The organism is Symbiobacterium turbinis (assembly GCF_055383075.1).
Genome location: NZ_AP042433.1, coordinates 2,513,041 through 2,537,846, shown reverse-complemented (window position 1 = coordinate 2,537,846; position 24,806 = coordinate 2,513,041). Strand labels below are relative to the sequence as shown.

The 24,806-nt window shown below is 62.9% G+C and carries 18 protein-coding genes and 1 riboswitch; of the genes, 15 read left to right on the top strand and 3 right to left on the bottom strand.

The window, feature by feature from the left end:
* The first annotated feature begins 29 nt into the window (after positions 1–29).
* The 14 genes from ACZ45O_RS12095 to ACZ45O_RS12030 all read left to right on the top strand — a co-directional run bounded on the left by ACZ45O_RS12095 (position 30) and on the right by ACZ45O_RS12030 (position 20,192).
* Positions 30–863 carry a flagellin N-terminal helical domain-containing protein gene (locus ACZ45O_RS12095; RefSeq protein WP_464853278.1) on the top strand — a complete coding sequence of 278 codons (834 nt, stop codon included), beginning with the start codon at positions 30–32 and terminating at the stop codon, positions 861–863.
* A 131-nt stretch (positions 864–994) separates the two neighbouring features.
* The gene (locus ACZ45O_RS12090; RefSeq protein WP_464853276.1) at positions 995–1,813 is read left to right on the top strand and encodes a flagellar motor protein; all 819 of its coding nucleotides are present in this window, start codon (positions 995–997) and stop codon (positions 1,811–1,813) included.
* A 4-nt stretch (positions 1,814–1,817) separates the two neighbouring features.
* Positions 1,818–2,705, top strand: coding sequence for a flagellar motor protein MotB (locus ACZ45O_RS12085; protein WP_464853274.1), 888 nt, complete (start codon positions 1,818–1,820; stop codon positions 2,703–2,705).
* Between the two features lie 96 nt (positions 2,706–2,801).
* Positions 2,802–3,077 (top strand): TMEM165/GDT1 family protein, encoded by a 276-nt coding sequence (locus tag ACZ45O_RS12080; protein WP_464853273.1) that lies wholly within the window; start codon positions 2,802–2,804, stop codon positions 3,075–3,077.
* A 95-nt stretch (positions 3,078–3,172) separates the two neighbouring features.
* Positions 3,173–3,261: riboswitch (cyclic di-GMP riboswitch) on the top strand.
* Between the two features lie 58 nt (positions 3,262–3,319).
* On the top strand, positions 3,320–7,003 hold the full coding sequence (locus tag ACZ45O_RS12075) for an IPT/TIG domain-containing protein (RefSeq protein WP_464853272.1): 3,684 nt from the start codon (positions 3,320–3,322) through the stop codon (positions 7,001–7,003).
* Between the two features lie 153 nt (positions 7,004–7,156).
* On the top strand, positions 7,157–8,971 hold the full coding sequence (locus ACZ45O_RS12070) for a glycosyltransferase (RefSeq protein WP_464853270.1): 1,815 nt from the start codon (positions 7,157–7,159) through the stop codon (positions 8,969–8,971).
* A 263-nt stretch (positions 8,972–9,234) separates the two neighbouring features.
* Positions 9,235–10,221: a glycosyltransferase family 4 protein gene (locus tag ACZ45O_RS12065; RefSeq protein ID WP_464853269.1), complete on the top strand. Its 987-nt coding sequence runs from the start codon at positions 9,235–9,237 to the stop codon at positions 10,219–10,221.
* A 40-nt stretch (positions 10,222–10,261) separates the two neighbouring features.
* Complete coding sequence (locus ACZ45O_RS12060; protein ID WP_464857737.1) at positions 10,262–11,377, top strand: glycosyltransferase; 1,116 nt, start codon at positions 10,262–10,264, stop codon at positions 11,375–11,377.
* Between the two features lie 117 nt (positions 11,378–11,494).
* Positions 11,495–11,788: a hypothetical protein gene (locus tag ACZ45O_RS12055; RefSeq protein ID WP_464853267.1), complete on the top strand. Its 294-nt coding sequence runs from the start codon at positions 11,495–11,497 to the stop codon at positions 11,786–11,788.
* An 11-nt stretch (positions 11,789–11,799) separates the two neighbouring features.
* Positions 11,800–11,949, top strand: coding sequence for a YjfB family protein (locus ACZ45O_RS12050; protein WP_464853265.1), 150 nt, complete (start codon positions 11,800–11,802; stop codon positions 11,947–11,949).
* Position 11,950: 1 nt separating this feature from the next.
* A complete protein-coding gene (locus tag ACZ45O_RS12045) occupies positions 11,951–13,873 on the top strand; it encodes a UvrD-helicase domain-containing protein (RefSeq protein ID WP_464853263.1) in 1,923 nt (640 codons plus the stop codon).
* On the top strand, positions 13,870–15,891 hold the full coding sequence (locus ACZ45O_RS12040) for an ATP-dependent helicase (RefSeq protein ID WP_464853261.1): 2,022 nt from the start codon (positions 13,870–13,872) through the stop codon (positions 15,889–15,891). The genes ACZ45O_RS12045 and ACZ45O_RS12040 overlap by 4 nt, the downstream gene beginning before the upstream one ends.
* 7 nt (positions 15,892–15,898) lie before the next feature.
* Positions 15,899–16,792, top strand: coding sequence for a PD-(D/E)XK nuclease family protein (locus tag ACZ45O_RS12035; RefSeq protein WP_464853260.1), 894 nt, complete (start codon positions 15,899–15,901; stop codon positions 16,790–16,792).
* A 505-nt stretch (positions 16,793–17,297) separates the two neighbouring features.
* Positions 17,298–20,192, top strand: a complete 2,895-nt coding sequence (locus tag ACZ45O_RS12030) for a glycosyltransferase (RefSeq protein WP_464853258.1) — start codon at positions 17,298–17,300, stop codon at positions 20,190–20,192.
* A gap of 135 nt (positions 20,193–20,327) precedes the next feature.
* Here ACZ45O_RS12030 and ACZ45O_RS12025 read toward each other — a convergent pair whose 3' ends face one another.
* Entirely contained in the window at positions 20,328–22,316 is a 1,989-nt protein-coding gene (locus tag ACZ45O_RS12025; protein WP_464853256.1) for a methyl-accepting chemotaxis protein, read from the bottom strand.
* Between the two features lie 230 nt (positions 22,317–22,546).
* On the opposite strand from ACZ45O_RS12025, the gene tpx reads away from it, so the two are divergent.
* A complete protein-coding gene (gene tpx, locus ACZ45O_RS12020; RefSeq protein ID WP_464853254.1) occupies positions 22,547–23,056 on the top strand; it encodes a thiol peroxidase in 510 nt (169 codons plus the stop codon).
* 70 nt (positions 23,057–23,126) lie between these two features.
* Here tpx and ACZ45O_RS12015 read toward each other — a convergent pair whose 3' ends face one another.
* Complete coding sequence (locus tag ACZ45O_RS12015) at positions 23,127–24,014, bottom strand: cation diffusion facilitator family transporter (protein WP_464853252.1); 888 nt, start codon at positions 24,012–24,014, stop codon at positions 23,127–23,129.
* A 214-nt stretch (positions 24,015–24,228) separates the two neighbouring features.
* Entirely contained in the window at positions 24,229–24,798 is a 570-nt protein-coding gene (locus tag ACZ45O_RS12010) for a cupin domain-containing protein (protein WP_464853250.1), read from the bottom strand.
* Between the last annotated feature and the right edge of the window lie 8 nt (positions 24,799–24,806).

Sequence of the window (24,806 nt, the reverse complement as noted above, 5' to 3'; positions counted from 1 at the left end):
CGCACAAAGCGAGCAAGGAGGCTACCGACGTGCGTATCAACACGAACATGGCTGCTTTGAACGCCTGGCGGAACATGAGTGTCAACAACAACAACATGAGCAAGTCCCTGGAGAAGCTCTCCTCCGGCTACCGGGTCAACCGGGCTGCCGACGACGCCGCCGGCCTGGCGGTCTCCGAGAAGATGCGGGCGCAGATCCGCGGCCTGAACATGGCCGTGCGGAACGCCCAGGACGGCGTCTCGCTGGTGCAGACCGCTGAGGGCGGAGCCCAGAAGATTCAGGACATGCTCCAGCGCATGCGCGAGCTGGCGGTTCAGGCTTCCAGCGATACGCTCACCGACGAAGACCGCGCCCTGCTTCAGGAAGAGTTCAACAACCTCATCGAGGAAATTGACCGTACTGCCCTGAGCACCAAGTTCAACACCAAGGAGCTGATCGACAGCTCTGTCGCAGGCACCAGCCTGACGATTCAGGTGGGCCCGGGCACGGATCCGGATTCGGACCATATCACCATCGAACTGCAGGCTCTCGATACCGCTACCCTTGGCGTGTCCAGCACTGATGTCAACATCAACAACACCACGGCAGCCCAGGGTGCCATCGATGCCATCGACACTGCCATCGATTCGGTCTCCACCGCCCGCGCGAACTTCGGTGCGTTGCAGAACCGTCTCGAGATGGCCATCGAGTCCCTGCAGATTCAGTCCGAGAACCTGACCGCCGCGGAGAGCCGCATCCGCGACGCCGACATGGCATACGAGATGGCGAACTTCATCAAGTACCAGATCCTGCAGCAGGCCTCCACGGCCATGCTGGCGCAGGCCAACGTGGCCCCGCAGGCGATCCTGTCGCTGCTGCGGTAGGCTGCAAGCTCATAGTGTATCCCGGGGACACCGTCCCCCCCGGACGGGGGGACGGTGTCTTTTCACCGGGCGCTGGATGGGGCCGGTGACAGTCCTGAGTCGCGGCTGTCAGAGGCAGATCCGCAGGGTTCATGTTCGGAGGAGGGAATCTCTTGGATCTCGCAACTGTAGGTGGGTTGATCTTCGCGCTGGTAGCGCTTGTCGCCGGCGCAGCCCTGGAGCATGTGACGCTGTCATCGCTGTTGGGCCCCAGCGCCTTCCTGATTGTCATCGGCGGCACCATCGGCGCAACCATCGTTTCGCATACGGTCGAGGACCTGAAAATGGTCCCCAGGGGGCTGAAGCTCTCGTTCGTTCCGCCCAGACTGGACTACCATGGCATGATCGACCTGCTGGTCGGGCTGAGCGAGAAGGCACGGCGCAACGGCCTGCTGTCGCTTCAGGAGGATGCCGACGAGGCCACCAACCCGGTGGTGCAGCGAGGGCTTACCATGGCGGTGGACGGCGCCGACCCGGAAGCGGTGGTCGAAGTCATGCAGGCGATGAGTGAGCAACACGCGAACGAGCTTCTGCGCGGTGCGGCCGTCTTTGAAACCGCCGGTGGCTTCGCTCCGACGCTCGGCATCATGGGCACGGTAATGGGGCTCATCACCATCATGGGCAACCTGAGCGATCCCGACACGCTGGGCCCGGCCATTGCCGTCGCCTTCCTGGCTACGCTCTACGGCCTTGGGTCGGCCAATCTGTTTTTCCTGCCGGTGGGCAACAAGATCAAGGGCATCGCCGGGCAGCAGAGGCACTTCAACGAGATGATCATCGTGGGAATCGAAGGCATACAGGCCGGCGAGAACCCGCGGAACTTGCGTGAGAAGCTTTCCATCTACCTGCCCTCCAGCACAGGCGGGAGAGCGCGCTCTGCTGCGGGCGCTCCTGTTCAGGAGGGGGCATAGCTGAATGGCCCGGACGAGAAAGGGAACGATGGGACAGCACCGTAGGGAAGGCGGGGGACAAGGCGGCTCGAATGTCCACCGTTGGATGGTCTCTTATGCGGATTTCATGACCCTGATGTTCATCGTCTTTGTGGTCATGTTTTCCTTCGCGCGCGTCGATACCGCCAAGTACACCAGCCTGGCCCGCTCGCTGGCGGCGGCGCTGGGACCGGTGGGGCCCGATATTGCTCCCCTGCCGGCGCGGGGCCAGGTGGGCACGGCCATGCCTGTCATTCCGCCGGAACGCCCCGGGAACCTTCCGGACGTTCCGGACTGGCCTGCGCACCTCATCGCACCGCCGAGTGAGGAAGTCGACCCCATCCCAATTCCACCTGTCGAGCCGCCGCCTGCTGACCTCGAGCCCGCTCCGGAACCTGTGGACATTGTCACCGCACCGGAGCCGGTCGTGGTCGTGGAGGAGCCTGTTACACCGGTTGAGCCTGTCGACCCGCTGGCTGAGGTGGCGGACGTCTTTCGTGATCTGCCCGGCGTTCGCAGCGGGCTGATGGCGGTTGCGCTGGAGGAACGGGGCATCGTGCTCAGCGTGGCCGGCAGCCTGCTCTTCGATCCGGGGGAATACACGCTGAAGCCCGACGCCGCACCCTACCTGGCCGAAGTGGCGGCGAAACTGCAGGGCGTGGAACTGCCCATTATGGTCAACGGCACAGCCGACGGACCCGGAGATGGTGCTGCGGGATTTGAACTCGCGGCTCTGCGGGCCGGCGCCGTGGTGCGTTTCCTCAGTGACGAGTACGGGATACCGGCCGAGCGGTTTGTCTACTTCGGCTACGGTGACAACAGCCCGAACGGAGATCATGTAACCATCGTGGTTGCCCGTAAGCAACCCCTGTAATCCCCCGATCCTGGCATGGTCGGACAGGCTGGGTCATACCCATAGCCTGAGTGCGGTCATGCTGCGCTCCACCTGAGAGCCGGGGGGCGACCTGGGTTGGACTGGAAGTCGGCGTTGATTGCCTTCAGTGTGGTCTTTCTGGCCGAGTTGGGTGACAAGACGCAGTTGATGGTGATGACGCTCTCTGCGCGCTCCAAGTCTCCGCACATGGTCTTCTTCGGAGCTGCAGTCGCGCTGGTCGCTTCCTCCTTGATCGCGGTGCTGGCCGGTGAGAGTCTGCTCAAACACATTCCAATCCGTTACCTTCGCGTGGTGACAGGGGGCTTTTTTCTCGCGCTAGGCGCAGCACTGCTGCTCAGGTCATCCCAGTGAGAGCCAATGATTTGACCTGTAGGGGTATTGACAATGATGGTGTAGATGTTAATATTGGATTACTAATTCATGGCATTCCGATCCTACACAAACTGCATAATGTTGGGCAAACCTGCAGAAATGCAGGGACGCAAAGCCATGGGTCTTCGCCGGTACGAACCGGAAAGATTGCCAGGTTGCACAGTTACTCTTGGCAACAGCAACCGGCTGTTGCTTTTTTCGTCAGGGAAGGGGGCTCGAAGATGAAGCGAGTCATGAGGCTCTTGTCTGTGGCTCTGGCCGCGGTCCTGGCCCTGGGCAGTTTTGCTTCGGTGCCGGTCGCTGCCGCAGCAACGGCTCCAGTGACTGTGTCGAAGGCGGTGAACCCGGACGCGATCCTGGTCGGCGGCGAGGCCGAGGTCATCCTGTCCATCCAGGGAACTCCGCCGGTAGACGTGGTCAGGCCCAACGATGTCATTCTGGTCATTGACCGGTCGGGTTCCATGGGATCGGAGAACCGGATGTACCATGCCAGAGAGGCGGCCAAAGGTTTCATCGATCTCATGGACTTTTCCAAGCATCGGGTGGGTATTGTCGATTACAGCACCTCAGCGAACGGGTTTCCTCTGACGACAGACGGTTCTGCTGCGAAGGCCTACGTTGACACCCTGAATGCCAGCGGAAACACAGCAACGGGTGACGCGATCCAGTTGGCGATGGAATTGCTGGCTGAGCACCGGCCTGAAGCACAGCCCGTGATTGTCCTCATGACTGATGGCGAGGCCAATGTCGGCAGTCCTAACGGGTATGAGTACGCCAAGGCCAAGGCCACCGAAGCGAAGAATGCCGGAATCGTTTTTTATACGATCGCTCTCCTGAGTGTCAACGATGACCCCGACACCAGTGCGCCCAATCTCCTCTTGAAGGAGATGGCCACAACGGCGCACCACCACCACTTCGTTCTGGGCTCTGTCGGGTTGCCTGAGATCTATGCGCACATCGTTCATGAGATCGGCATCGCCAGTGCTTACGATGTTGTGGTCTCCGATACCGTCGCGCCGGAGTTCGAGATCGTCCCGGGCTCATACTCCCACAATATCCCGCAGCCTGTAGTTGAAGGAAACAAGATTACCTGGACCTTCCTGGAATTGAAGGATGAGTTGTTGACGTTCACCTACCGGATCCGGCATCGCGAGGGCGCTCGGACCGGGACGATTCCCGCGTTTTCGGGGTCTCAGATCACGTACAAGGACTACACAGGCCGAGTACACTGGGACCAAGTTCCCGGCGCGGTCATAACAGTGAGTTATCCTGCGCCCGTCATCACGGAGATTCAGCCTGACAACGGGTCCGTGTATGGCGGCGAGACGGTGGTTATCACCGGTCAGCACTTCCGCCCGGGCGCCCGGGTGCAGTTTGGCAGGAAGGACGCCACTGACATCGTGGTGACGCCGACCGAGATTACGGTGACCGCTCCGCCCGGTCGCGCAGAGACCGTGACCGTTAAGGTAATCAACGACGATGGGCAAACAGCCGAGGCAACCTACCGGTACTGGGCTGCTCCCGAAGTTGAAGAGATGACCCCTGGGGAGGGCCCCCTCTCGGGTGGTACTCTGATCAGCTTTACCGGAAAGTATTTCGATCGAGAGATGGTCATTACGTTTGACGGTGTTCCCGCTACCAGCATGACCTATATCGATGGCGCTAGGGTCCAGGCAGTATCCCCGCCCGGAACATCCCCGGGACCCGTCGACGTGGTGCTCACGAAACCCGATGGATCAAGCCTGACCCTTCCAGGAGGGTTCATCTACCTGTCTCTGGAAGAGACTCAACCTGAGATCCACTCAGTCACGCCTAACGCGGGTAAACTCGAAGGTGGCGACGTGGTGGACCTCAGGGGACGCAACTTCGCAGCCGACGCCCGGGTTTGGTTCGGCACCAGGGAGGCCCAGGTGTCTGCCTATCACGGGCCAGATCATATTGCTGTGATCGTGCCTGCGGCCGATGTACCCGGCCCGGTGGACGTGACCCTGGAGAACCCCAACGGGCAGTCAGCGGTGGTGCCAGCTGGGTATACGTACTTCATCCCTGCCCCAGTGGTTACCAACGTGAGTCCTGCCTCTGGCTCGGTCCTCGGTGGGGATATCGTATACATTGATGGCGCACACATCTCCCCCGGTGTAACGGTCTACTTTGGCAACCAGGCAGCGACGCTGCTAAACTACTACAGCAAGGAACGCATTCGGGTACGTACGCCTGCCTCTGCCCAGGCAGGTTTGGTACCGGTCAGGCTGGTGAACCCTGACAACCAGGAGGCGGTGTGGGATGGACTCTTCGAGTACCTGTTGCCACCTGCCCCGTCGGTAACCGCCGTGACGCCTGCCGAGGGATCGGTGGATGGTGGTGAGGCCGTCACGATCTCAGGGGCCAACTTCCAGGCCGGTACCCAGGTCTTCTTCGGTGAGCAGTCGGCGACCGTAGTCGGGCTCACGTCAACCCAGATTACGATCGTGACGCCGCCGTCGCCGGTGGAGGGGCCAGTCGATGTGAAGATCGTAGACCCCTGGGGGCAGGAGGTTGTGGTCGCAGACGGCTACACGTACCTTCTCCCGCCTCCACCGCCAGCGCCTGAGTTATCCCTGGTTAGTCCCAGCAGCGGTCCGCAGGCCGGTGGGGAACTGGTTTATCTCCATGGAGCCAACCTGGAGCCCGGCTTACGTGTATTCTTCGGAAGTACGGAGGCAGTCGTCGTCAATCACTACGGGCCCGATCGGATTCGCGTGCGGACGCCGGCTGCGGCTACCCCTGGGGCTGTGGATGTTAAGGTGGTGAACCCGGACGGTCAGGAGGCCGTGGTACCGGCAGGCTACAGCTACATCGCCCCGCCTCCTCAGCCAGATCCCACAATCACCAGTGTCTCGCCCAGTGAAGGTGAGGCCGACGGCGGCACTATCGTCTACATCGACGGCACTGGGTTTGAGGCTGGGCTGACGGTGTGGTTCGGGGAGAACCCTGCTGTGCTCCTCAATTACTATGGTCCGGAGCGTTTACGGGTCAGGACACCGGCGTCTGCAACCTATGGCCCCGTCGATGTCAGGGTAGTCAACCCGTCCGGAAAGGAAGCGGTGGCACGCGATGGGTTTACCTATCTGGAGCCACCTCCTCCGCCCGCTCCCGAACTGTTCAGTGTCTCGCCTGATGCCGGGCTAACCTCCGGGAATGAGATCGTCTACATCGATGGAGCAAACTTGGCTGACGGCCTGGCGGTTTACTTCGGCTCAGCCCAGGCGACGGTTCTGAACTACTATGGTCCGGAGCGCATCCGTGTACGCACACCCGCCGCGGCCCAGCCGGGCACGGTAGACGTGCGCGTGGTGAATCCGGGCGGCGAGGAAGCTGTGCTTCCGCAGGCGTATACGTATAAGTTGCCGCAGGTGGAGATCACGAGCGTATCGCCGAGCTCGGGCCCCATGGAAGGGGGAACGCTCGTCTACATCGAGGGCGTGTACTTTGCACCGGATTCACGATTCTTCTTCGGCGGTTTCGAGGCGCAGCTGTTGAACTACTACAACCCCAACAGGGTACGGGTGCGCGCGCCAGAGTCACCGGTTGCAGGGGCTGTGGATGTGCAGGTTGTCAACGCTGACGGGTCGGAGTTCACTCTGGAACAGGGCTACACGTATGAGGCGCCACCACCCACTCCGGCACCTGTGGTCACCGGCTACTACGTCACTGGATCGAAGGGCAATTACCTGCTCTACATCGATGGCGAGCACTTCCTGTCCGGTGTTTATGCTGAGTTGAACGGTACACAGTTCTATGCGCTCAACTTCTACGGTCCCACCCGCTTCCGGATCAGAGCCACTGTTCAGCCTGGCACCTATGCACTGAAGGTGGTCAACCCGGATGGTCAAGAGAGCAATACGATATTTGTAGACCTTCCATGAGTGATGGATGCAACCAGGTCGGGGTCAGTCCCTGGCCTGGTTGCCTGTTTTCTGGCTGCAGGGTTTCCTTATTGGCACCCCGAAACACTACACCACCGAGAAATTGCTAAGGGCTGATGTCGTTTGGAAGCCAAAGAAACCCTTTCCGTCTGTATGATCGTACGCGACGAGGAAAAGAACATCACCCGGGCCCTGGCCAGTGTGAGTTCTATCGCCACCGAGATTGTGGTTGCCGATACGGGATCTGTGGATGGAACGGTGAGGACGGCAGAGTCCCTAGGTGCACGAGTGGTCAGCATTCCTTGGAACGACGACTTCGCGGAAGCGAGAAATGCCGCGCTCGCGCACACCACAGGTGACTGGGTCCTGATACTGGACGCAGACGAGGCGGTTAGTCCGGAACTGGCGCGAGATATCGACCGGTTACTTAAGGATTCGAAGGTGGACGCTTACCTGTTGCCCGTTATGAATGTAGTCGACGGGCGACGCGTGGACCGCGTGCCAATCGTCCGGCTTTTTCGCAACAAGCCGGCCTACAGGTTTACCGGAAGAGTTCACGAGCGGATCGCCGACTCTATACAGGCGGCGGGTGGAGTTATCAAGACTATTGAGTCGGGCATTGAACATTACGGCTACACTACTGCGGAAAACGAGCGAAAGGGTCGACGCCAACGCAACATAAGGCTCCTGAAGAAGGCGCTACAGGACCAGCCGGAATCTGCTACGAACTGGCACTTTTTAGGCATGGAATACCTTATTGAAAATGAGCTTGGAATGGCCTCTTCATGCTTTTGCAAGTGCATGCAACTTGCGCCGGAACATCGCGTAAGCGCGCTGTCTGCGCACCGCCTGCTCGATATCGGTTTACGCAGGAAGCGGCTCGAGAACGGCTGGCAGATCGCCCAGATGGGACGAAAGGACCCGATTACGCAGAGAGACAGCCTGGTGTGCATGATCAGGACCGCCCTGTTTGAAGGCGATGCCGTCACCGCGCGAACGCTATTGCGGACTCTGCGTAAGCAGCCCGTCACGGCTTTTGGTTATCTGACGCCAACACCTGCCTGGTTTATTCATCACGAAGCGACTGCGTTATGGGTATCCGGAAGGAAGAAAGAGGCGATTGCCACCTGGGGCGAAGGGGCAGACCGTTATCCGGAGGATTTCACTCTGGCCCGCGAGTGGATTCGGCACAAGGCGCTGTATGAGGGCATCGTTTCCGTGGTGTCAGACGCCCGTACGCGGGTGCAGATGCCCAGCGTCCTGAACGCTGCGGTGGGGGCGCTTCTGAGGGCGCGCCAATTGGACCTGGCCGCTGCGCTGGCGCGGGTGAACCGTGGCCGCGGCCACGCATCTGCTTACAGTCTGTATGGGTTAGCGCACGCCGGGGAATGGTCTGCTGCGCAGGATCTGGCGAAAAACGGCGGCATATACGCGGCGCTCTGCCTGGCTACGGCTGCGGTCTGGTTTGGACGATTAGACCTGCTGCCAAGCGCAACGGAAGAACTCCCGGAAAGTTGGCGCTCTGCGCTGAACGCGATTCTGGAGTCTCGGATCGTTCCGACTGGCCTGGTGTGGGCAGCCGACATGCTCATGGTCCACTGGGCTGATGTTGGCTGTTTGGAGTTGCTGCGCGCGGGTGCTGAGGGCATACGGGACCACGGAGGCCTGGGGCGGGCGGCCTGGCTTCTCCTTCAGTCCGGAATGGCGGACGCTGCACTGCAATGGGCTCTTGAAGCGCCTGACCAGCCGGAGTCGCTAGAAGTGTTGGGTCTGATCGCCTTTGACCATGGAGATTACGCGGCCGCAGCACATTTCTTGCGGACACGTGTTGAGTTGGGCCCAGCCAAGGTGGAAATCTACGCCAAGGCGGCAGTTGCCCTGCGCAGGACTCGTGAGAGTCACGAGGCTACCGCCATACTGAAGCAGGGCCGCAACATTCATCCCTGGTCACGGTTGCTGGCGAACTAAATATAGCCGGACAGGGGGTCAACACATTGGCCAAGCGTCCACCGAAAGACTCCCATACGATTCGAGAAGACGACATGCTTGCTGTACCGGGGAAAGTGTTGCCCGTTGCACGACGACGCCACAAGAGAACGCGTGACCTGAGTAGCCTTGTGCTCAAAGCCATGTGTGCACAGGTCGATACAATATGGGCCCGACAGCCACCGGACCATCACGGACCGCTTCGGGTTGCCTACACAATTCCGGGGCGAACTGTGACGGGCGGCATGAAGATGCTGATGGAGCACATTCGACATCTCCGCGCGCGGGGGCACCACGTTCGGGCCGTTGCTGTCGACGACCGCCGGGGCGGAGTGATGCCCGACTGGACCGATGTGAGAGCCGATGAGGAGATAGTCTTACACGCGGGGCAGCCCATCTGGGATGCTCTACAGAATATTGATGTCGTGGTTCCAGGCTGGTTCCATCAGATTCCCGAACTGGCAGGCGGGCCGGTTCCCGTCTTGTATTGGGAGCAGGGGCACGAGTTCTTATTCGGAGACGTACCCAACGAAGCGGTCCGCCATTGGAAAAAACGCTTCGATGAGGCCATGGCCTATCCAGTCGCTTTGGCCGGCGTTTCTCCTGTAGTTCAGGAGATTCTGGCGCACCGCTATGGCCGCCGTAGTGGGCTCGTACTCAATGGCATCGATACTGTCCGGTTCCACCCTGGTACTCGCCCCCATCGGAATCGCGTGTTGTTGATTGGCAATCCGAGGTTGGCCTTTAAAGGATTCGACGTGGCCATGCGGGTGCTGGAAAAGGTGTACCGCGTTGTAGGCAACCTGGAAGTGACGTGGATTTCGCAAGTTCCCGTGAAGATTTCGGGGAACAAGTTTCCCATTAAGATGGTGGTGAATCCGCCCCAAGAGCGCCTACCTGATCTCATCCGTGCGCATGATGTCTTTCTGTCGGCATCGTGGTACGAGGCGTTCGGCCTTCCTCACCTGGAAGCCATGGCCTCTGGCGTACCGGTTGTGTCTACGGACAACGGCGGTATCCACGCTTACGGGCGGCCGGGGGAGAATTGCCTGATTGCAGACCCCGGTGATGTCGATTCTCTCGCGTGGGGGGTAGTGACAGTGCTCCGTGATGAGGCGATCGCCGCGCACTTGGCGCGCGAGGGGAGACGCACGGCAGAGGCACTGTCTTGGGCGGCTGCCATCGATCAGTTGGAGGACGCCCTATACCGGGTCCGGGCGCTCGTAGACTGAGCGTGAGGTGCGATATCAGCCGTTCAAGTAGGTGAACCTGATGATTACGGTTATCATGCCTGTGCATAACGCCGAACCATATCTGTCCAAGAGCCTCCATAGCATCCTTAATCAAACGGTATCAGATATTGAAGTAATCGTTGTAAACGACGGGTCGACTGATCGAACTGAGGACATTGTCCGTTCCGTGAATGATCCCCGCATCCGGTACTTTCGGCAAGAACATTCTGGGACTGCTGCGGCGCGGAATCTTGCTCTGGACGCCGCCCGGGGCGAGTTTATCGTGTGGCAGGACGCAGACGATGTGTCGCTTCCCAACCGATTCGCCGAGCTGTTGGCCCATTTTTCCAGCCCGACGGTAGGGTTCGTTCATTCCGATATGCTGTTGATTGATGAAAATGACCGGCCGTTGGGCTACTGGCGATCCGGACAGATCACGAGTTCCCGTATTCTAAGGTCCATGTTGCGTTACGGGACTCCGTACAACAACGGGACTATGATGATACGCCGGAATGTTTTGGGCCTAGAGCGCCAGGACCCGTCGCTTTGGATAGGCGAGGATACTGACTTCGTACTGCGCTTGGCCCAGAGATGTGAGTCCATCCACATCGCGAAGCCACTCTTGTTGTACCGTCGTCACCCGGGGAACACTACAAGAACGGTGAACTATAAGCTTCTGGCCCAGCACGTGGAGAAATTTCTGTGCCAGCACAGTCTGCAAGACCTTGTTCCCGAGGTGACCTGGAGCGACACGCTGTGCTCTCCAGAAGTACGAGCACGTGTCATTATTGCGCTCCTGCTCATGCGCCGCGGTTTGGGACCGCACGCTGAACAGTGGTTCGCACAGGCAGTTGACATGGTGAGAACGCCTCAGGATCGTTGGTTCGCTGAGGCGCTGGGCCATCTTATGACCGGGAACTATATCCGAGCCACCGTTGTCTTGGAAAGATGCGAAATTGAGCCCCATATAGCTCTTAACTATTTGGGGGAGGCCTATGCGTATTTAGGAGATGTTCAGGCCGCTTGGGATTATTTCTATGGTGCGTTGCAGTACAAGCCGGATTATCAAGAGCCATACGATAACCTTCGAGCCTTGGGTGGTATGTTAGGGGTTCACGATATTGACCCTATATGGACGAAGTATCTTGCTAGGTAAGGGTTTCGCATGCGTTAGACGACGGCCGTCCTGGCGGGACGGCCCTTTCACTTCTTCCGCCCCGCGAACTTCTTCCCCATCCCCGGCGTCTCCCTTAAGAAGGGGTTGATCGCGCTCATGAACAAGCTCATCGGCATCGTCCTTCTCCTGGTCGGCCTCCTGGCCGTGTTCCGCTTCACCATGCACAGCGCCTGGCTGTTTCTCATCATCGCAGCCGGGCTGGCCTTCGCGGTCAAGTCCGGGTGGCTGGGGCGGGGCGGGTACGTCGCAGCCGTCATCTTCGTCCTGCTTGCCTTTGCGGGACTGGCCGCCCGCACCGTCGTTTTCGGCGTAGCCATGCTGTTCCGGCTGGCCCCGCTTATCCTGCTGGCCCTGGGCATCTACTACGTGTACAAGGCATTCATCCGGTAGGGGGTGTCTGTGTGAAGGTGGCGCAGGTCCAACAATCGGTGAACATCTGGGCGATGAAGAAGCCCATGCAGGCCGCCCAGAGCCATGTGGAGCAGATCCTGAAGGCCGCACCCATCAACCTGGAGCCCCACAAGGGCACCCGGATCGACGTGCGGGTGTAGCATGGCGGTCACGCTCATCACCGGGCCGGCCCGGTCCGGGAAGACGACGGCGCTCCGTGAGCGTTACCTTCACTCGGTGCAGCACGGGGTGCGCACCGATCAGATCCTCATCCTCACCCACGGGGCGGCGCAGACCGCCCCGTGGCGTCGCGGTCTCGACCTGGCCGCCAGCGGCTCCATTGAGGCCTACGACTTCTACGGTTTCATCCGGCAGGAGCTGACCCTGCACTGGCCCACGGTGCAGGCGGTGGTCCCCGCCGCCCGCCGCTGGCTCGCGCCCACGTTCCTGCCCCTCACGGTCGAGCGCCACCTGCTGCAGGCGCTCCTGGAGCCCCACTACGCGCTCTTCGGCGATGTGGTGAAAGCCACGCCCGAGCGGCTGGCCCTGCAGCTGCTCACCCGGGTCGACCGGGTCGCGGCCGGGGCCGGGCTGGGGCCTGAGCAGGCGGCACTCCGGCTGGCAGAGGCAGACCGTCCTGAGAAGCGGCTGCTCTACGGGCAGGTCGCGGCCCTGCTGGACCAGCATCGGACGCGCCTGCTGGAGGCCGGCCTGCTGGATTACGGACTCGCCCTCACGCTCTTCACCGACGCCCTCCTGCCCGATCCCGCCTACCGCGCCTACCTGCTGGGGAGGTTCCGCCGGCTTCTGGTGGATGACCTGGACGAGGCCATGCCGGTGGAGCAGGAGTTCGTGGCGGCCATGGCCGGGGCGGTGGAGGAGGCTGCCGTTGCCCTCGATCCCGACGGAGGACACGGGATCCTCCGCAGCGCGGATCCTGCGGGTGCCCTGGCCCGGTTCGCCGGGGCGGATCGGGTCCATCTGCCGGACCCTGCGCCCGACCTGGATGCCCGGCTGACTGCGCTCCGCCACGCCGGGGCGGCGCACGGGCAGGCGGCCGGACAGTCTCACCTGACGGCCGAGTTCTGGGGAGACATGGTGAACCAGGCCGCGGGCGTGGTCGCCGACCTGGTGGCCGGGGGCGTGCCCCCTGGCGAGATCGCCGTGATCGCTCCCCGGGTCGACCACCTGCTGGCCACCGCGCTGGGGCAGGCGCTGGAGCCCCGGGGAATCTACATAGAGCCCCTCGTCCCGACCCGGCGCCTCCTGGATGAGCCCGCCGTCCGGGCCATCGTCGCCCTGGTCGGTCTGGCGGTTCCGGCTTGGCGGCCGCCGTGGCCCTCGCCGAGCCCGTACATCGACGCGGTCCGCGTGCTGCTCGGCCTGGATCCCATCGCCGCGGCCCACCTCGGTGAGGCGCTCTGGGACGCGCAGGACGACCTGCCCGACCCCGCTGAGCATCCGGCCCCGTACCGGCGGCTGCACGCCTGGCTGCGCGCGGCCCGTCAACGCACATGGCAGACCGATGGGTTCGTCCGCGCCGCCCTGCTGGAACTGCTGCTCCCCCTGCGGCCCGACCTGCCGCCTGAGGCCATCGACGCCTGCCGCCAGCTGCTCCGGTCCGCGGCGGACTTCCGCCTGGCCGGCGAACGGCTGGCTGCAGGGTTCCATCCCGACGACCAGGGTCCCTTCGGCCCCGCCTACCGGCCGCTGGTCACCGAGGCCACCGCGACGCTTTGGCCGCCGTGGCCTGCCGCGGGCGAGCCTGAGGACGCCCGCGTCCTCCTGGCCACGCCCCAGGCGTACCTCGGCCGCCGGCTAACCTCGACGGTGCAGATCTGGCTGGATATCAGCGCTCCGGGCTGGCAGCCCACCTGGGTATCCGAGCTGGCCAACCCCCACGTGCTGGCGCCGGACTGGCCGGCGGGCGCAGCCTGGACGGACGACGACGCCCGCCGGGTCCGGGAAGCCGCGCGGGACCGCACCGTGCGCGCCCTGCTGCGCCGCTGCACCGGCCGGGTGATTACCGCGGCTGCGGCGCTCAGCCCGTGGGCGCAGGAGCAGGAAGGGGGGCTCTGGGCATGAGCTTTCGCCTGAGGCCGGATCAGGAGGAGGTGGCCAAGTACCGGGGCGGGTACATGGCGGTCCCGGCCGTGCCCGGCGCCGGCAAGACCACCGTGCTGGCCTACCTGGCGGCCGACCTCATCGCCGAGGGGCGCCACCATCCTGGCCGCATCCTGGTCGTCACCTACACCAACTCCGCGGTGGGCAACTTCAAGAACCGCATAGGCCAGTTCCTGGAGGCCCGCGGCCTGCCCCGGACGGGCTTTGAGGTGCGCACCATTCACTCCCTGGCCGTGCAAATCATCCGGGAGCGGCCGGAGGCCATCGGCTGGACAGACACCTTCGCCGTGCTGGACGAGGTGCGCAGGCAGTCCCTCATCGGTTCCCTCACCGACCGGTGGATCGCCGCGCACCGCGACACCTGGGAGTCGCTGGTCCGGGAGGACCTCGACCAGCGCGAGTGGGCCCTGCAGTGGTGGGCCAAGGAAACCCGGGAACTAATGAACCGGCTGATCCAGTCCTTCAAGGCCCGGCAGTTGTCGCCTGACGAGGCCGTGTCAAGGACTCGGTCTCTGCCCAACAGGGAGCCCCTGCGCTGGGCGGCCGAGGTCTACCAGGAGTACCAGCGGGCCCTGGCCCGGGAGGGGCTGGTGGACTTCGACGACATGATGCTCGGGGCCTACCGGCTCCTGACCGAGCAGCCCGACCTGCTGGAGCGGCTGCGGCAGCGCTGGACCTACGTCTTCGAGGACGAGGCGCAGGACTCGTACCGCCTGCAGGAGCAGGTGCTCCGACTGCTGGCCGGCCCCGGCGGCAACTTCGTCCGGGTGGGCGACGCCAACCAGGCGATCATGGGCAGCTTCACCACCGCCGAACCGGCGCTCTTCCGGGCGTTCGCGCGGGAGCCCGGGGTGGAGGTCCGCCCCCTGACGATGGCAGGCCGCTCGAGCCGGGAGATCATCGATGTAGCCAACGAACTGGTCCGCTGGACCAGGGAGGATTACCCGGATCCCGGGTGCCGGGATGCGCTGGAGCCGCAGTTCATCAGGCCGGTGCCACCGGGGATGGGGACGGCCAACCCGGAGCCCGGAGGCCGGCGGGTGCTGTTCAAGGAGTACGCCACTTATGAGGAGGAGATGGCGGACATCGCCCGCTGGGCCGCCCGCTCGGTGCGGTTGTATCCCGAGGCGACCGTGGGCGTGCTCGTGCCCACCAACACGATGGTGGCTGACATGGTGGCCGGGTTGCGGCGGGAGGGTGCCCAGGTGATTCCGGTGGGCAAGACGGCCCCGCTGGAGCGGCTGCGGCTGGGTTCGGACCTGCTGGCTGCCCTCGCCTTTCTCGCGGCGCCCCATTTGCCCGAACGGCGCGCCGCGGCCGAGCGGCTCGAGCCCTACCTTGACGGATGGCTGGCACACCTTCCAGCGCCGGCCGATGTCCTGCTGTTGCACATGGCGGCGGATCTGGGGCTCGCGGGCGAGGATCTGGCCCTGGCGCAGTATCTGGCCCTCCGGGCGCGGCGGCTCTTGGAGGAGCAGCCGCTCTACGGCCCCGGCGACGTGGCCAGGGAACTGGCAGACGCACTGGGCCGATCGGGCTGGCTCGCCGATGCGCTCTACGACCGGCAGGGATTCGAGCCGGAATGCGGTGTGGTGTACGTTTCCACCTGTCATGCAGCCAAGGGGCTGGAGTGGGATACGGTGTACGCCGTCGGCCTCACCCGCGGCTACTTCACCAGCCTGTCGGGCGACCGGGTGCCTTCGGAGCGATGGTTCATGGTGTCGGGCCAGAACAATCCCATAGCGGCGGCGCTGGCGTCACTCGACCGGCTCACGGGCGCGCCCGGGGTCCCTGATGATTCCGCCGCGGCGAAGAAACGGGAGCAGATTGCAGAGCGGCTCCGGTTGCTCTATGTGGTCATCACCCGGGCGCGCTCCAACTTGCTTCTTTCCTACCATATGGAAGACCAGTGGGGGCGGGGGGCCAGGCCCACGCTTGCGCTGGAGCGGCTCCGGCAGTTTGTGCACGCGAGGAGGTGACCGGTCCGTGGCGCGTTTGCCCCTGCACGAGCGGCCTTTCAGCGCGCTCGCCCTTCGGCTTTATACCGAGTGCCCGCTGCGCTTTCGGCGCCGATATATCGATGGCCTTTATCTCACCGGCGCGCCGGATGATCCCGACGAACTGCGGGCCTTGCTTCAGGGAGAGCGCTTTCACCTGATGGCCCGCCGCTACTACAGCGGCCTGGAGCCCGGTACCCTCGGCGACGCTGCGGATCGGGCCGAACTGATGGGCTGGGTGCACCTGCTCCGGCGCTACCTGCCCCGGAATCCGGAGTACACCTATCATCCCGAGCTGGAGCTGCGGCTCAACGAGGCAGCCACGTCCAGCCCGGGAGATCCACCCGAACGCACCGACAGCCCCCGAATTCTGAGGCTCGTGGCCAAGTTCGACCTCCTGGTCGTGGCGCCCGACGGGCAGGCGACGATTTACGACTGGAAGACCCTGCGGTACATGCCCTCCCGGGCCAGGCTGGAGGAGGCCTTTCAGACGATGGTCTACCGCTACGTGCTCTGCGCAGCGGGCAGCGCGTATGCACCCAGCGGCGCTTTCGATCCCGACCGCGTGGCGATGGTCTACTGGAACCCGCTGCAGGGCAGCCAGGAGGTGCGCCTGCAATACAGCGCCGCCCAGTTCGCCGAAGATCGGCAGCGGCTGAGGCGGTTGGTCGCGCAGATCCTGGCGACGCCCAGGGACGGCTTTCTGCCCACCGGCGACGAGCGCATCTGCGCCCGGTGCGAGTACCGGCAGTTCTGCCACGGTCCGCTGACCGAGTGGGCGGTGGAGGAGTGGGCCGACAGGGAGGTGACCGTGGAGGAGGAGGGGCCGGCGGACGAGCCTGGTGTCGTAACAGACGGCGCGGCTGATTTGCCGTTGCCGTGAATGAATGGGATCTTATGCATCCGCCAGAGGGGAGATCGGAGCGGTGTTGACTCGATCTCCCCTCAGCATGTCTTGTCGTCTCGCAGCCACAGTTTCCCTACGGGCCTGGTGGTCTGGCTTGGCTCGTGGGTCGCTGTCCGGCTGTGCCCACGGCCATGTCGAAGCCCGGTTCCAGGAGTACGACCGGTGGATCTGTAGCCGACGCTGAACCATGAGCCACCTCCCAAGCCTCAGGGATAGGGATCAACGAGTACGAATTACGTTGCAGGGGCAGACAAAGGCAGGCATCAAAGCTTCCATTCTCGAAACTCTTGGACATAAGGAGTATAGGAGCGTAATGGACCTTTGTTGTCCTCAACGGTATGTGGTGTGACACTGAAAGAGGAAAGCCATGCGGACGCACGAAGGGAGGGGTAACCCCGGATCTCTTCTTGTTCGCCAGAGGGTGTGATCCGGAGCAGGTCATGGGCTGCGGCAAATCGTCTCGAGGTTGGGAGGGCCTTTCGTGACTCATGCGTTCATCTATCTGAACTCCATATCGTGGGAACCTACGTGGTCTACTTTTCGGCAGCGCGTCCAGAATATCGCCAGGGAATTGGCGCGCATGGGACATCCAGGCATTTTTGTCAACGGACTGGGCGTAGCTGACAAGGCAATATCGGAAGTAGTTGAGGCGGGACCAGATGCAGTTTCAGCGGCAGTTCGATCGTACATCGAAGAACGCCTGAGGGAACCGGCTGTGTTACCCAACCTACGCGTTATCAGCCCCCCCGACTCCCCAGACCACCCTGGCATCCGCAAGGTGTTCCTTAAAGAGTTGCTCAGTCTTATGGCGGAAGAGAATCCGATTGTTTATTATTCCACGCCATTTCACTGGGTGGATGAGTTGGACGTTATTCCTCGCGAAGTGCCCGTAATCTATGACTGTGCCGACGAACACTCCGCCTTTTCATACGCGGGTCTGCTTGATTTGGCTAACGAGAACAGGTTAGTTGCCTCTGCCGATTTGGTCATCTGCAGTGCGGCCCGATTGATGGTTAACAAGCTTCAGCTCAACGAGCGGGTCTATTATCTGCCTAACGCTGTCGACCCGGACTATTTCAGTGGAGACGCCTTTCCACCAACCGACCTGGCGGACATTCCGCGTCCCGTTATCGGCTTTGTGGGCGGAGTGAGCGAGTGGGTTGATCTCGATTTGGTCGCACACTTAGCTCGTACCTATCCTGACTGCTCAGTTGTGCTGATCGGGCCAGTTGATTCTCAGGTCTACCAACGTTTGACCCGATTGCCCAACGTCCATCTACTTGGCTCCAGGCCGTATAATCAGGTATACCGGTACCTCACCAACTTTGATGTTGGGATCATTCCTTTCAAAGTTAACGAGTTAACCCTAAGCGTCAGCCCGCTGAAGCTATACGAATATTTGGCTGCCGGATTGCCTACGGTAACCACCAATTTGCCCGAAATATACCCCTACAAGGAAATCGCCTGTATCGCACGCACCAACCGTGAGTTTGTAGAACTGGTTGGAGATCTCCTCAGAGATCCACCATCCAGGGAATACCTGCGACGCGCAGCAGGTACCCAAACATGGCAGTCTAGGGCCAATCAAGTCGTGAGTATCGTAGATCAGCATGCTGGTTGCCGCGAAAATATAGACATGTGCCACCAACTCACAGATTTGCGTAGCCGGTACGAATCAGTGGTCCATTCAGAGTCGGATTCGGTCGCGGTCGTGGAGTTGTGCCGTCTCCTGTGGACTCTGGGAGAGCATGAACGAGTATTCGACTATGCTGACCAGGCCGTAGGACTGGATGATGTGGGCCAAGAAGCGATCCTGTTTCGGGCGCTGGGACACCTCTCAGCCGGAGCTAGTCATGCGGCCTTGGACGATGTGCGACGCTACGCTGACCTGTGCCAAGAGGAGAATCAGGTGCGTGCATACGATCTCCGGCAACTCTGTAACGGTATCGCATCCACTGAGCACCCGCCCGAGCTGCTACAGGCGGTTCTGCTCCGCCGATTGCGTCTATACCGGGACGCGCTGGATATCCTGAATAGTTTGCCTGCGACTTCCGCGGTAATACTGGAAAGAGCTCACCTTTTGTTCACACTCGGGTATTTTGATCTGGCAGTAGACACGTATGCACTATTGGATGACCCCTGGGTGAGCGCAGAGTGTTGCATGAACCTGTTGGTTTTGTCCCGCAAGCTGCGGCATCCCGATTTGGCGGAGAAGGCACTTCTCTCGTTAATGAGCATACCTGAATTGGCTAATCAAGCCGAAAGATCTCTGGCTGACCTGTACCTGCAGGCTGCGGTGAAGGGCGTCAGAGAGCCGCAGACAGGTCCAGGACCGCGGCCAGAGCCCCACCCGGCGGTTAACGCTCACATCACAAACGATTCACCTGGAACCAACCCAGAACGCTCCCTCAATATCGCCATCTCCGTAGACAGACTGGAGATGGGCGGACTTGAGACGCACATCTTAGGGCTCTGTCAGGGGCTCGTGGAGCGCAAGCACAGGGTCACTGTGGTTTGTACCAGGGTTAGTGACCACATGGTCAAGCAGCTCTCCGACCTGCGTGTACAGATTGCGTCAGATATACCGTACTCCATCGATGTCCTGCATTTACATCCTTTCGAGGCAATCGCTCAAGGGTGCGTGTTCGCTCAGAAACACCGCAGACCCGTAGTTACCACTTATCATGGAGTGTACGATGACTATATAGGACTTGCCGTTCGATCAGGGCCTGTGATTGCCGTTTCACGAGAAGGTGCGGATTTTATTCGGGGAAAAACGGGCGTTCAAGCGCGCGTAATCGAGAACGGTATCGATCTGTCTGCTTTCTCAGCCGCAGAGCGTGGCCCCTCGCTGCGGCAGGTCCTCTGGCTTGGCCGACTGGACGAACCTGAGCGTACAGTTTTTGTGCGACGTTTGGTAGAGGAGGCCCGTAATGAGGGGCTACGACTCCTTGTGGCGGGCTCCCCGGTTCCACCCGGATGTGAACACATGCCCGAATTTCTCGGTGCCAGGTGGGATGTGCCGCAGTTGTTGCGCCAGACGGACGCAGTCCTGGCAACAGGCCGCGGAATCAGGGAGGCAATGGCCAGCGGTTGTGCTGCTGTTGTCTGCAACCATGTCGGCTACGGTGGACTTGTTACTCCTGACAATGTAGAGGCTCTTCGTAGAGCAAATTTCTCCGGACGCGGAGAGCCTCTTCCCAATGCGCGCTCAGTTGTCGCACTCTGCAAGCGGCTGTTAGACGACCATTCCTGGACCCGAGAGGTTCAGGAGTGGAGTGCCGCCTATGCGAAGGAGCACTTTGGACTGGACCGCATGGTGGATCAAACAGTTGCTACATATCACGAAGCCATTCGCATGGCCAAGGGCAACTGAAGACCACAGATCGCCCTCAGTGAAAAGGTTGCCGTTCCCATGGGCAGTCGTCACTGTGGTAGCCTAGATCTACAGGAAGAATCAAACCAGGACGCCTTCGAGATGGCGTCCTGGTGACGTTTCATGCTGTATTGATCAACACAGGCCTGGGCCGCGTTTCTCACCGCCCACGATCTGCTCCTGGCCGCCTTCCGGGACTGTCTCGCCACCTTCTGGGGCATCCTCGCCAGCCTCCTGCGGGGCCTCGCCCTCCTCCTGCAGCGCCCCGCCATCCTCCGCGGCAGCCCCGGCCTCCTCGCCGCCCACGTTGAAGTTCCCCACCTGCTCGTTCAGCCAGAGCGCGATCTGGTTCAGATTCTGCGCGTGGCTGGCCACCCCGTCGGCGATCGCGGTCAACTCCTCGATGGCCGCCGAGACCTGCTCCGCCGCTGCGGCGTTCTGCTGTGCCGCATCCACAATAGAACCGATCGAGGTGAGCGCCCGCTCTGTGCTCGCGGCCATCTCCTCCGTGGCCGCGTTGTTCTCCGCCGTCACGGCGGCGACGCCCTCGAAGGCGTGCATGGCCTCGTCCACCTGCCGCTGCAGCGTGCGGGCCGCTTCGGCGACCTGGCTGACATCCTCGGCGGCCCGGGTGACCGTCTGCAGGATCTGCTCCAGCCGGGCGCCAGACCGCGCCGCCAGCTGGCTGCCCTGCTCCACCTCCGCGGAGCCCACGGCCATCGACTCCACGACCTGGGCGGTGCGGGTCTGGATCCGGGCGATCAGCTCGCTGATCTCGCGGGCCGAGGAGGCGGAACGTTCCGCAAGCTGCCTGACCTCGTCGGCGACTACCGCGAAACCGCGCCCGTGCTCGCCCGCCCGGGCCGCCTCGATGGCGGCGTTCAGGGCCAGCAGGTTGGTCTGATCCGCAATCTCCGAGATGACGGCGGTGATCTGTCCGATCTGGGCAGAGGCTTCCTCCAGCTCGTTCATGCGGGATGCCGACTCGCCCACCACATGCTGAATGCGCATCATGCCCTGCACCATTTCGTCCACGGCGCTGGTGCCTTCCTCGGCCATCCGCGCCGCCTCTTGGGCCCCCCTGGCGACCAGGTCGGTCTGCTCGGTCATGCGGGTCAGGTCCTGCGCAGCCCTGTGCAGTAGCGCGGAGGCGTTATCCAGGTCGGCTGAGGAGCGATTGGCCCCTGCCGCGATCTGCTGCACGGAATGGCGCAGCTCCTCCAGCATCGTGTTGATCTCGCGGGCGGATGCGGCCTGCTGCGACGTGCCCTCGGCCACCACGCTCACCGCGCGGGCCGCATCCTGGGTGGAGGCCGCGGCCTGATCTGCCGTGGAGGCGAGGTCTCCCGAAACCTGCAGTCCCGCCTGCACGGTGCCCTGCATACCCACCACCAGGCCCCGCAGGTAGCCGACCATCTGGTGGAAACTCCGGGCCATCTCCGCCAGTTCGTCCCGCCCCTTCAGCCCGGCCAGCCCGGCGGTGACGTCCTGGCTGAGATCTCCGGCGGCCAGGCGCTGGGCCGCCCGGGCCAGGGCCTGCACCGGGCGGGTGATGTTCCGGGCGATCAGGTAGGAGATCGCGAAGCCCGACAGCACGGCGAGCCCCGTCGTGCCGGTAGTGAGCATGCGGGTGAGATCCACCGCGTCCTCCGCGGCGACCGTCGTCGTGTCCACCTGCTCCTGGAGGTGGGCCACCAGGCTGTCCAGCGCGAGGCTGATGCTGCTCCGCTCGTTCTGGAGCGACCGGGCCATCCACCTGATCTCCGCCTCACTGAAGCGCTCGCGGTCGATTACCCGGCCCACGAAACCCGTGAACTCGTTGAAGCGCCTCTGAACGACACCGACCAGCTCAGACTCCCGCTCGTTCCCTGCCGCTTCCGCAAGCTCCTGCAGCCCCGCGGCGACCCGGTCCTCGATCTTCAGATACTCGGCCCTGTGATCGGCCTGTGCGGTCGCGGTATAGGCCGACGCGGCATAGGCGAGTTCGGCGAGGTCGCGCTCCAGCTGCTGGGCCTTCAGCATCCGGGCCAGAGCTGCCTCCTTCTCCGCGCTGGCGGTCTGAACGTTCTGCAGTCCCCAGTTCGCCGCGGCGGCGACGAGTCCGGCAAGCGCGATCAATAGCACGGACAGTGCGAACAGGCGGCGTTGGACCGTCCATTTCATCAAGAAGTAGCCCCTTTCCCCCACCAAGAACGCCGGTCATGATTTGTCGTGGCATTTCAAGTAAAACCAGTATAATGATAAAGGATGACCACTTCAAGGTATTGACACCGGCGTGTGAATCCGTTACGGCTCGTCTGCTGCGTGCGTCGTAAACATAGGCAACGAAAAACGTAAATTTGGAGGGAACCGCCTTGGAGCGTGCTGGTGCTTTTCAGTTCAAGGGTGAGGTGACCCTGGTCGGTCCGGAGCTGAAGGTGGGCGATCAGGCCCCGGCTTTCACCGCGGTGGGCAACGATCTGTCCACGGTGGATTCGCGGTCCTTCGCCGGCAAGGTGCGCATTATCTCGTCCGTCCCGTCTCTGGATACCGGCGTCTGCGACACCCAGACCCGCAAGTTCAACGAGGCGGCCGCCGGCCTCGGCGAGGACGCCGTCGTCCTCACCATCTCGGCGGACCTGCCCTTCGCCCAGAAGCGGTGGTGCGGCAGCGCGGGCGTCGACCGGGTGATCACCCTCTCGGACTACCGCGACCACGCCTTCGGCAAGGCCTACGGCACGTACATCAAGGAGTGGGCGCTCTGCTCCCGGGCGGTCTTCGTCGTCGACCGGAACGACCGCATCGTCCACGTGGAGTACGTGCCGGCGGCCGGGCAGGAGCCCAACTACGACGCGGCGCTGGAGGCTGCCCGGGCGGCGCTGTAGGTCGATTCAGGGCCGACCCCCGGTGAGGGGTCGGCCCTGATCATCTATCCACTATTCCTCCTTCGCAGGTTCACCTGGCCTGCGCGGCGACGTCCGGCTCCACGTGGACGTGCACCTCCCGCACGTCGTCCAGCTGGATCAAGGCGGCTTCCACCCGGTCGGCCACGGCGTGGGCCTCCACGATGCTCAGGTGGCAGGGAACCAGCACGGTCACGTCCACGTGCACCCGGCTCCCGAGCAGGCGGGCCCTCAGGCTCTGCACCCCGGTCACGCCGGCGACGCCCGTGACGACCTCGTGCAGCGCGGCGATGCGCTCCCGGTCGGTGAAGCCGTCCATCAGCATGTGTGCGGCTTCCGAGCCGATGGACCAGGCCGTGCGGGCGATCAGCACCGCGACCACCAGCCCCGCCAGCGGGTCGGCCCAGTGCCAGCCCAGGTGGCTGCCGGCGATGCCGGCCGCGGCGCCCAGGCTGATGAAGACGTCGGAAAGGTGGTCGTAGGCCGCGGCTTCCAGGGCTGTGCTGCGACAGCGGCGGGCCAGCCGCAGGTTGTAGGCGTAGATGGCCAGCAGGACCCCGGCGGAGCCCAGGGCCACCCAGAGCGACCAGGCAGCAGGCGCCGCACGGTCGGGCGCGATCAGCGAGAGAACCGCCCCGCGGCCGACTTCCAGGCTGGCGATTCCCATAATGGTCGCCACCACCAGCGAGGCGACGCCCTCGGCGCGCTCGTGGCCGTACCGGTGCTCCGCGTCGGCCGGCCGCTGCGCGATTTTCAGCCCCAGCAGGACGGCGACGGAGCCCAGCACGTCGGTGGCGTTGTTCACGCCGTCGGCGGCGATGGCCTGCGAGCCCGACAGCCAGCCGACGACCAGCTTGACGGCAGCGAGCAGACAGTAGGTGGCGATGCTGAGCCAGGCCCCCTTCACGCTCTGCGCCTGCGGAGAGGGTGTGGGATCCACCGCCGCGCACCTCCGTTCTTTCCCGGCCGGGCGGGGTTTCATGGACGCAAGAAAGTTGCCCTAAGGAAACTTTTCCAAGACGACGCAAGACCCGCACCGCAGCGCGGCACAGGTCCTGCCATCCTTTGTGGAAATCGTAACATGCCCGTCCGGCTTCTGCAATCGAAATAGCGCGAAATAAGGCCAGGAGCCTACTGCTCCTGGCCCGAAAGGCCTACGACAGCTCGTCGCACTCGCTCTCCAGCATGTGCTCCATGGCGCCGGTGGTGACGCAGAGGATCCGCGCCGGCCTGTCGCTGCAGTTCTGCACCCGGTGCGGGATGTAGCCGTTCCAGTGCAGCGAGTCTCCCTCGTTCAGGACCAGCTCCTCATCCCCCTGCTGGTACAGCACCGTACCCTGCAGCACCAGGTGGCACTCCTCACCTTCGTGGGCGTGGTTCTCGCCGCCGGTGGCGGCGCCCGGCGCCAGCTCCAGCAGCATCATCTTGAGGTTGCGGCCCGGGGCCGAGAGCAGCTGCACGCTCAGCCCGTCGCTGCCCATGGAGTATCCCTGCCGCGCATTGGCCCGCACCACGTGCGCCCGCTCTTCCTGGGAGATGAGCAGCAGCGCCACCGGTACCCCGAGCCCGGCCGACAGCCGGTCGAGGGCCTGCAGCGAGGGCGAGGCCTTGTCATTCTCCAGCTGGCAGATGAAGCCCTTGGACAGGCCGCTGCGCTCCGAGAGCTCCTGGAGGGTGATGCCCTTCTGCGTGCGCGTCTGTCGGATGCGGTGGCCCAGGGACATCAAAGCAC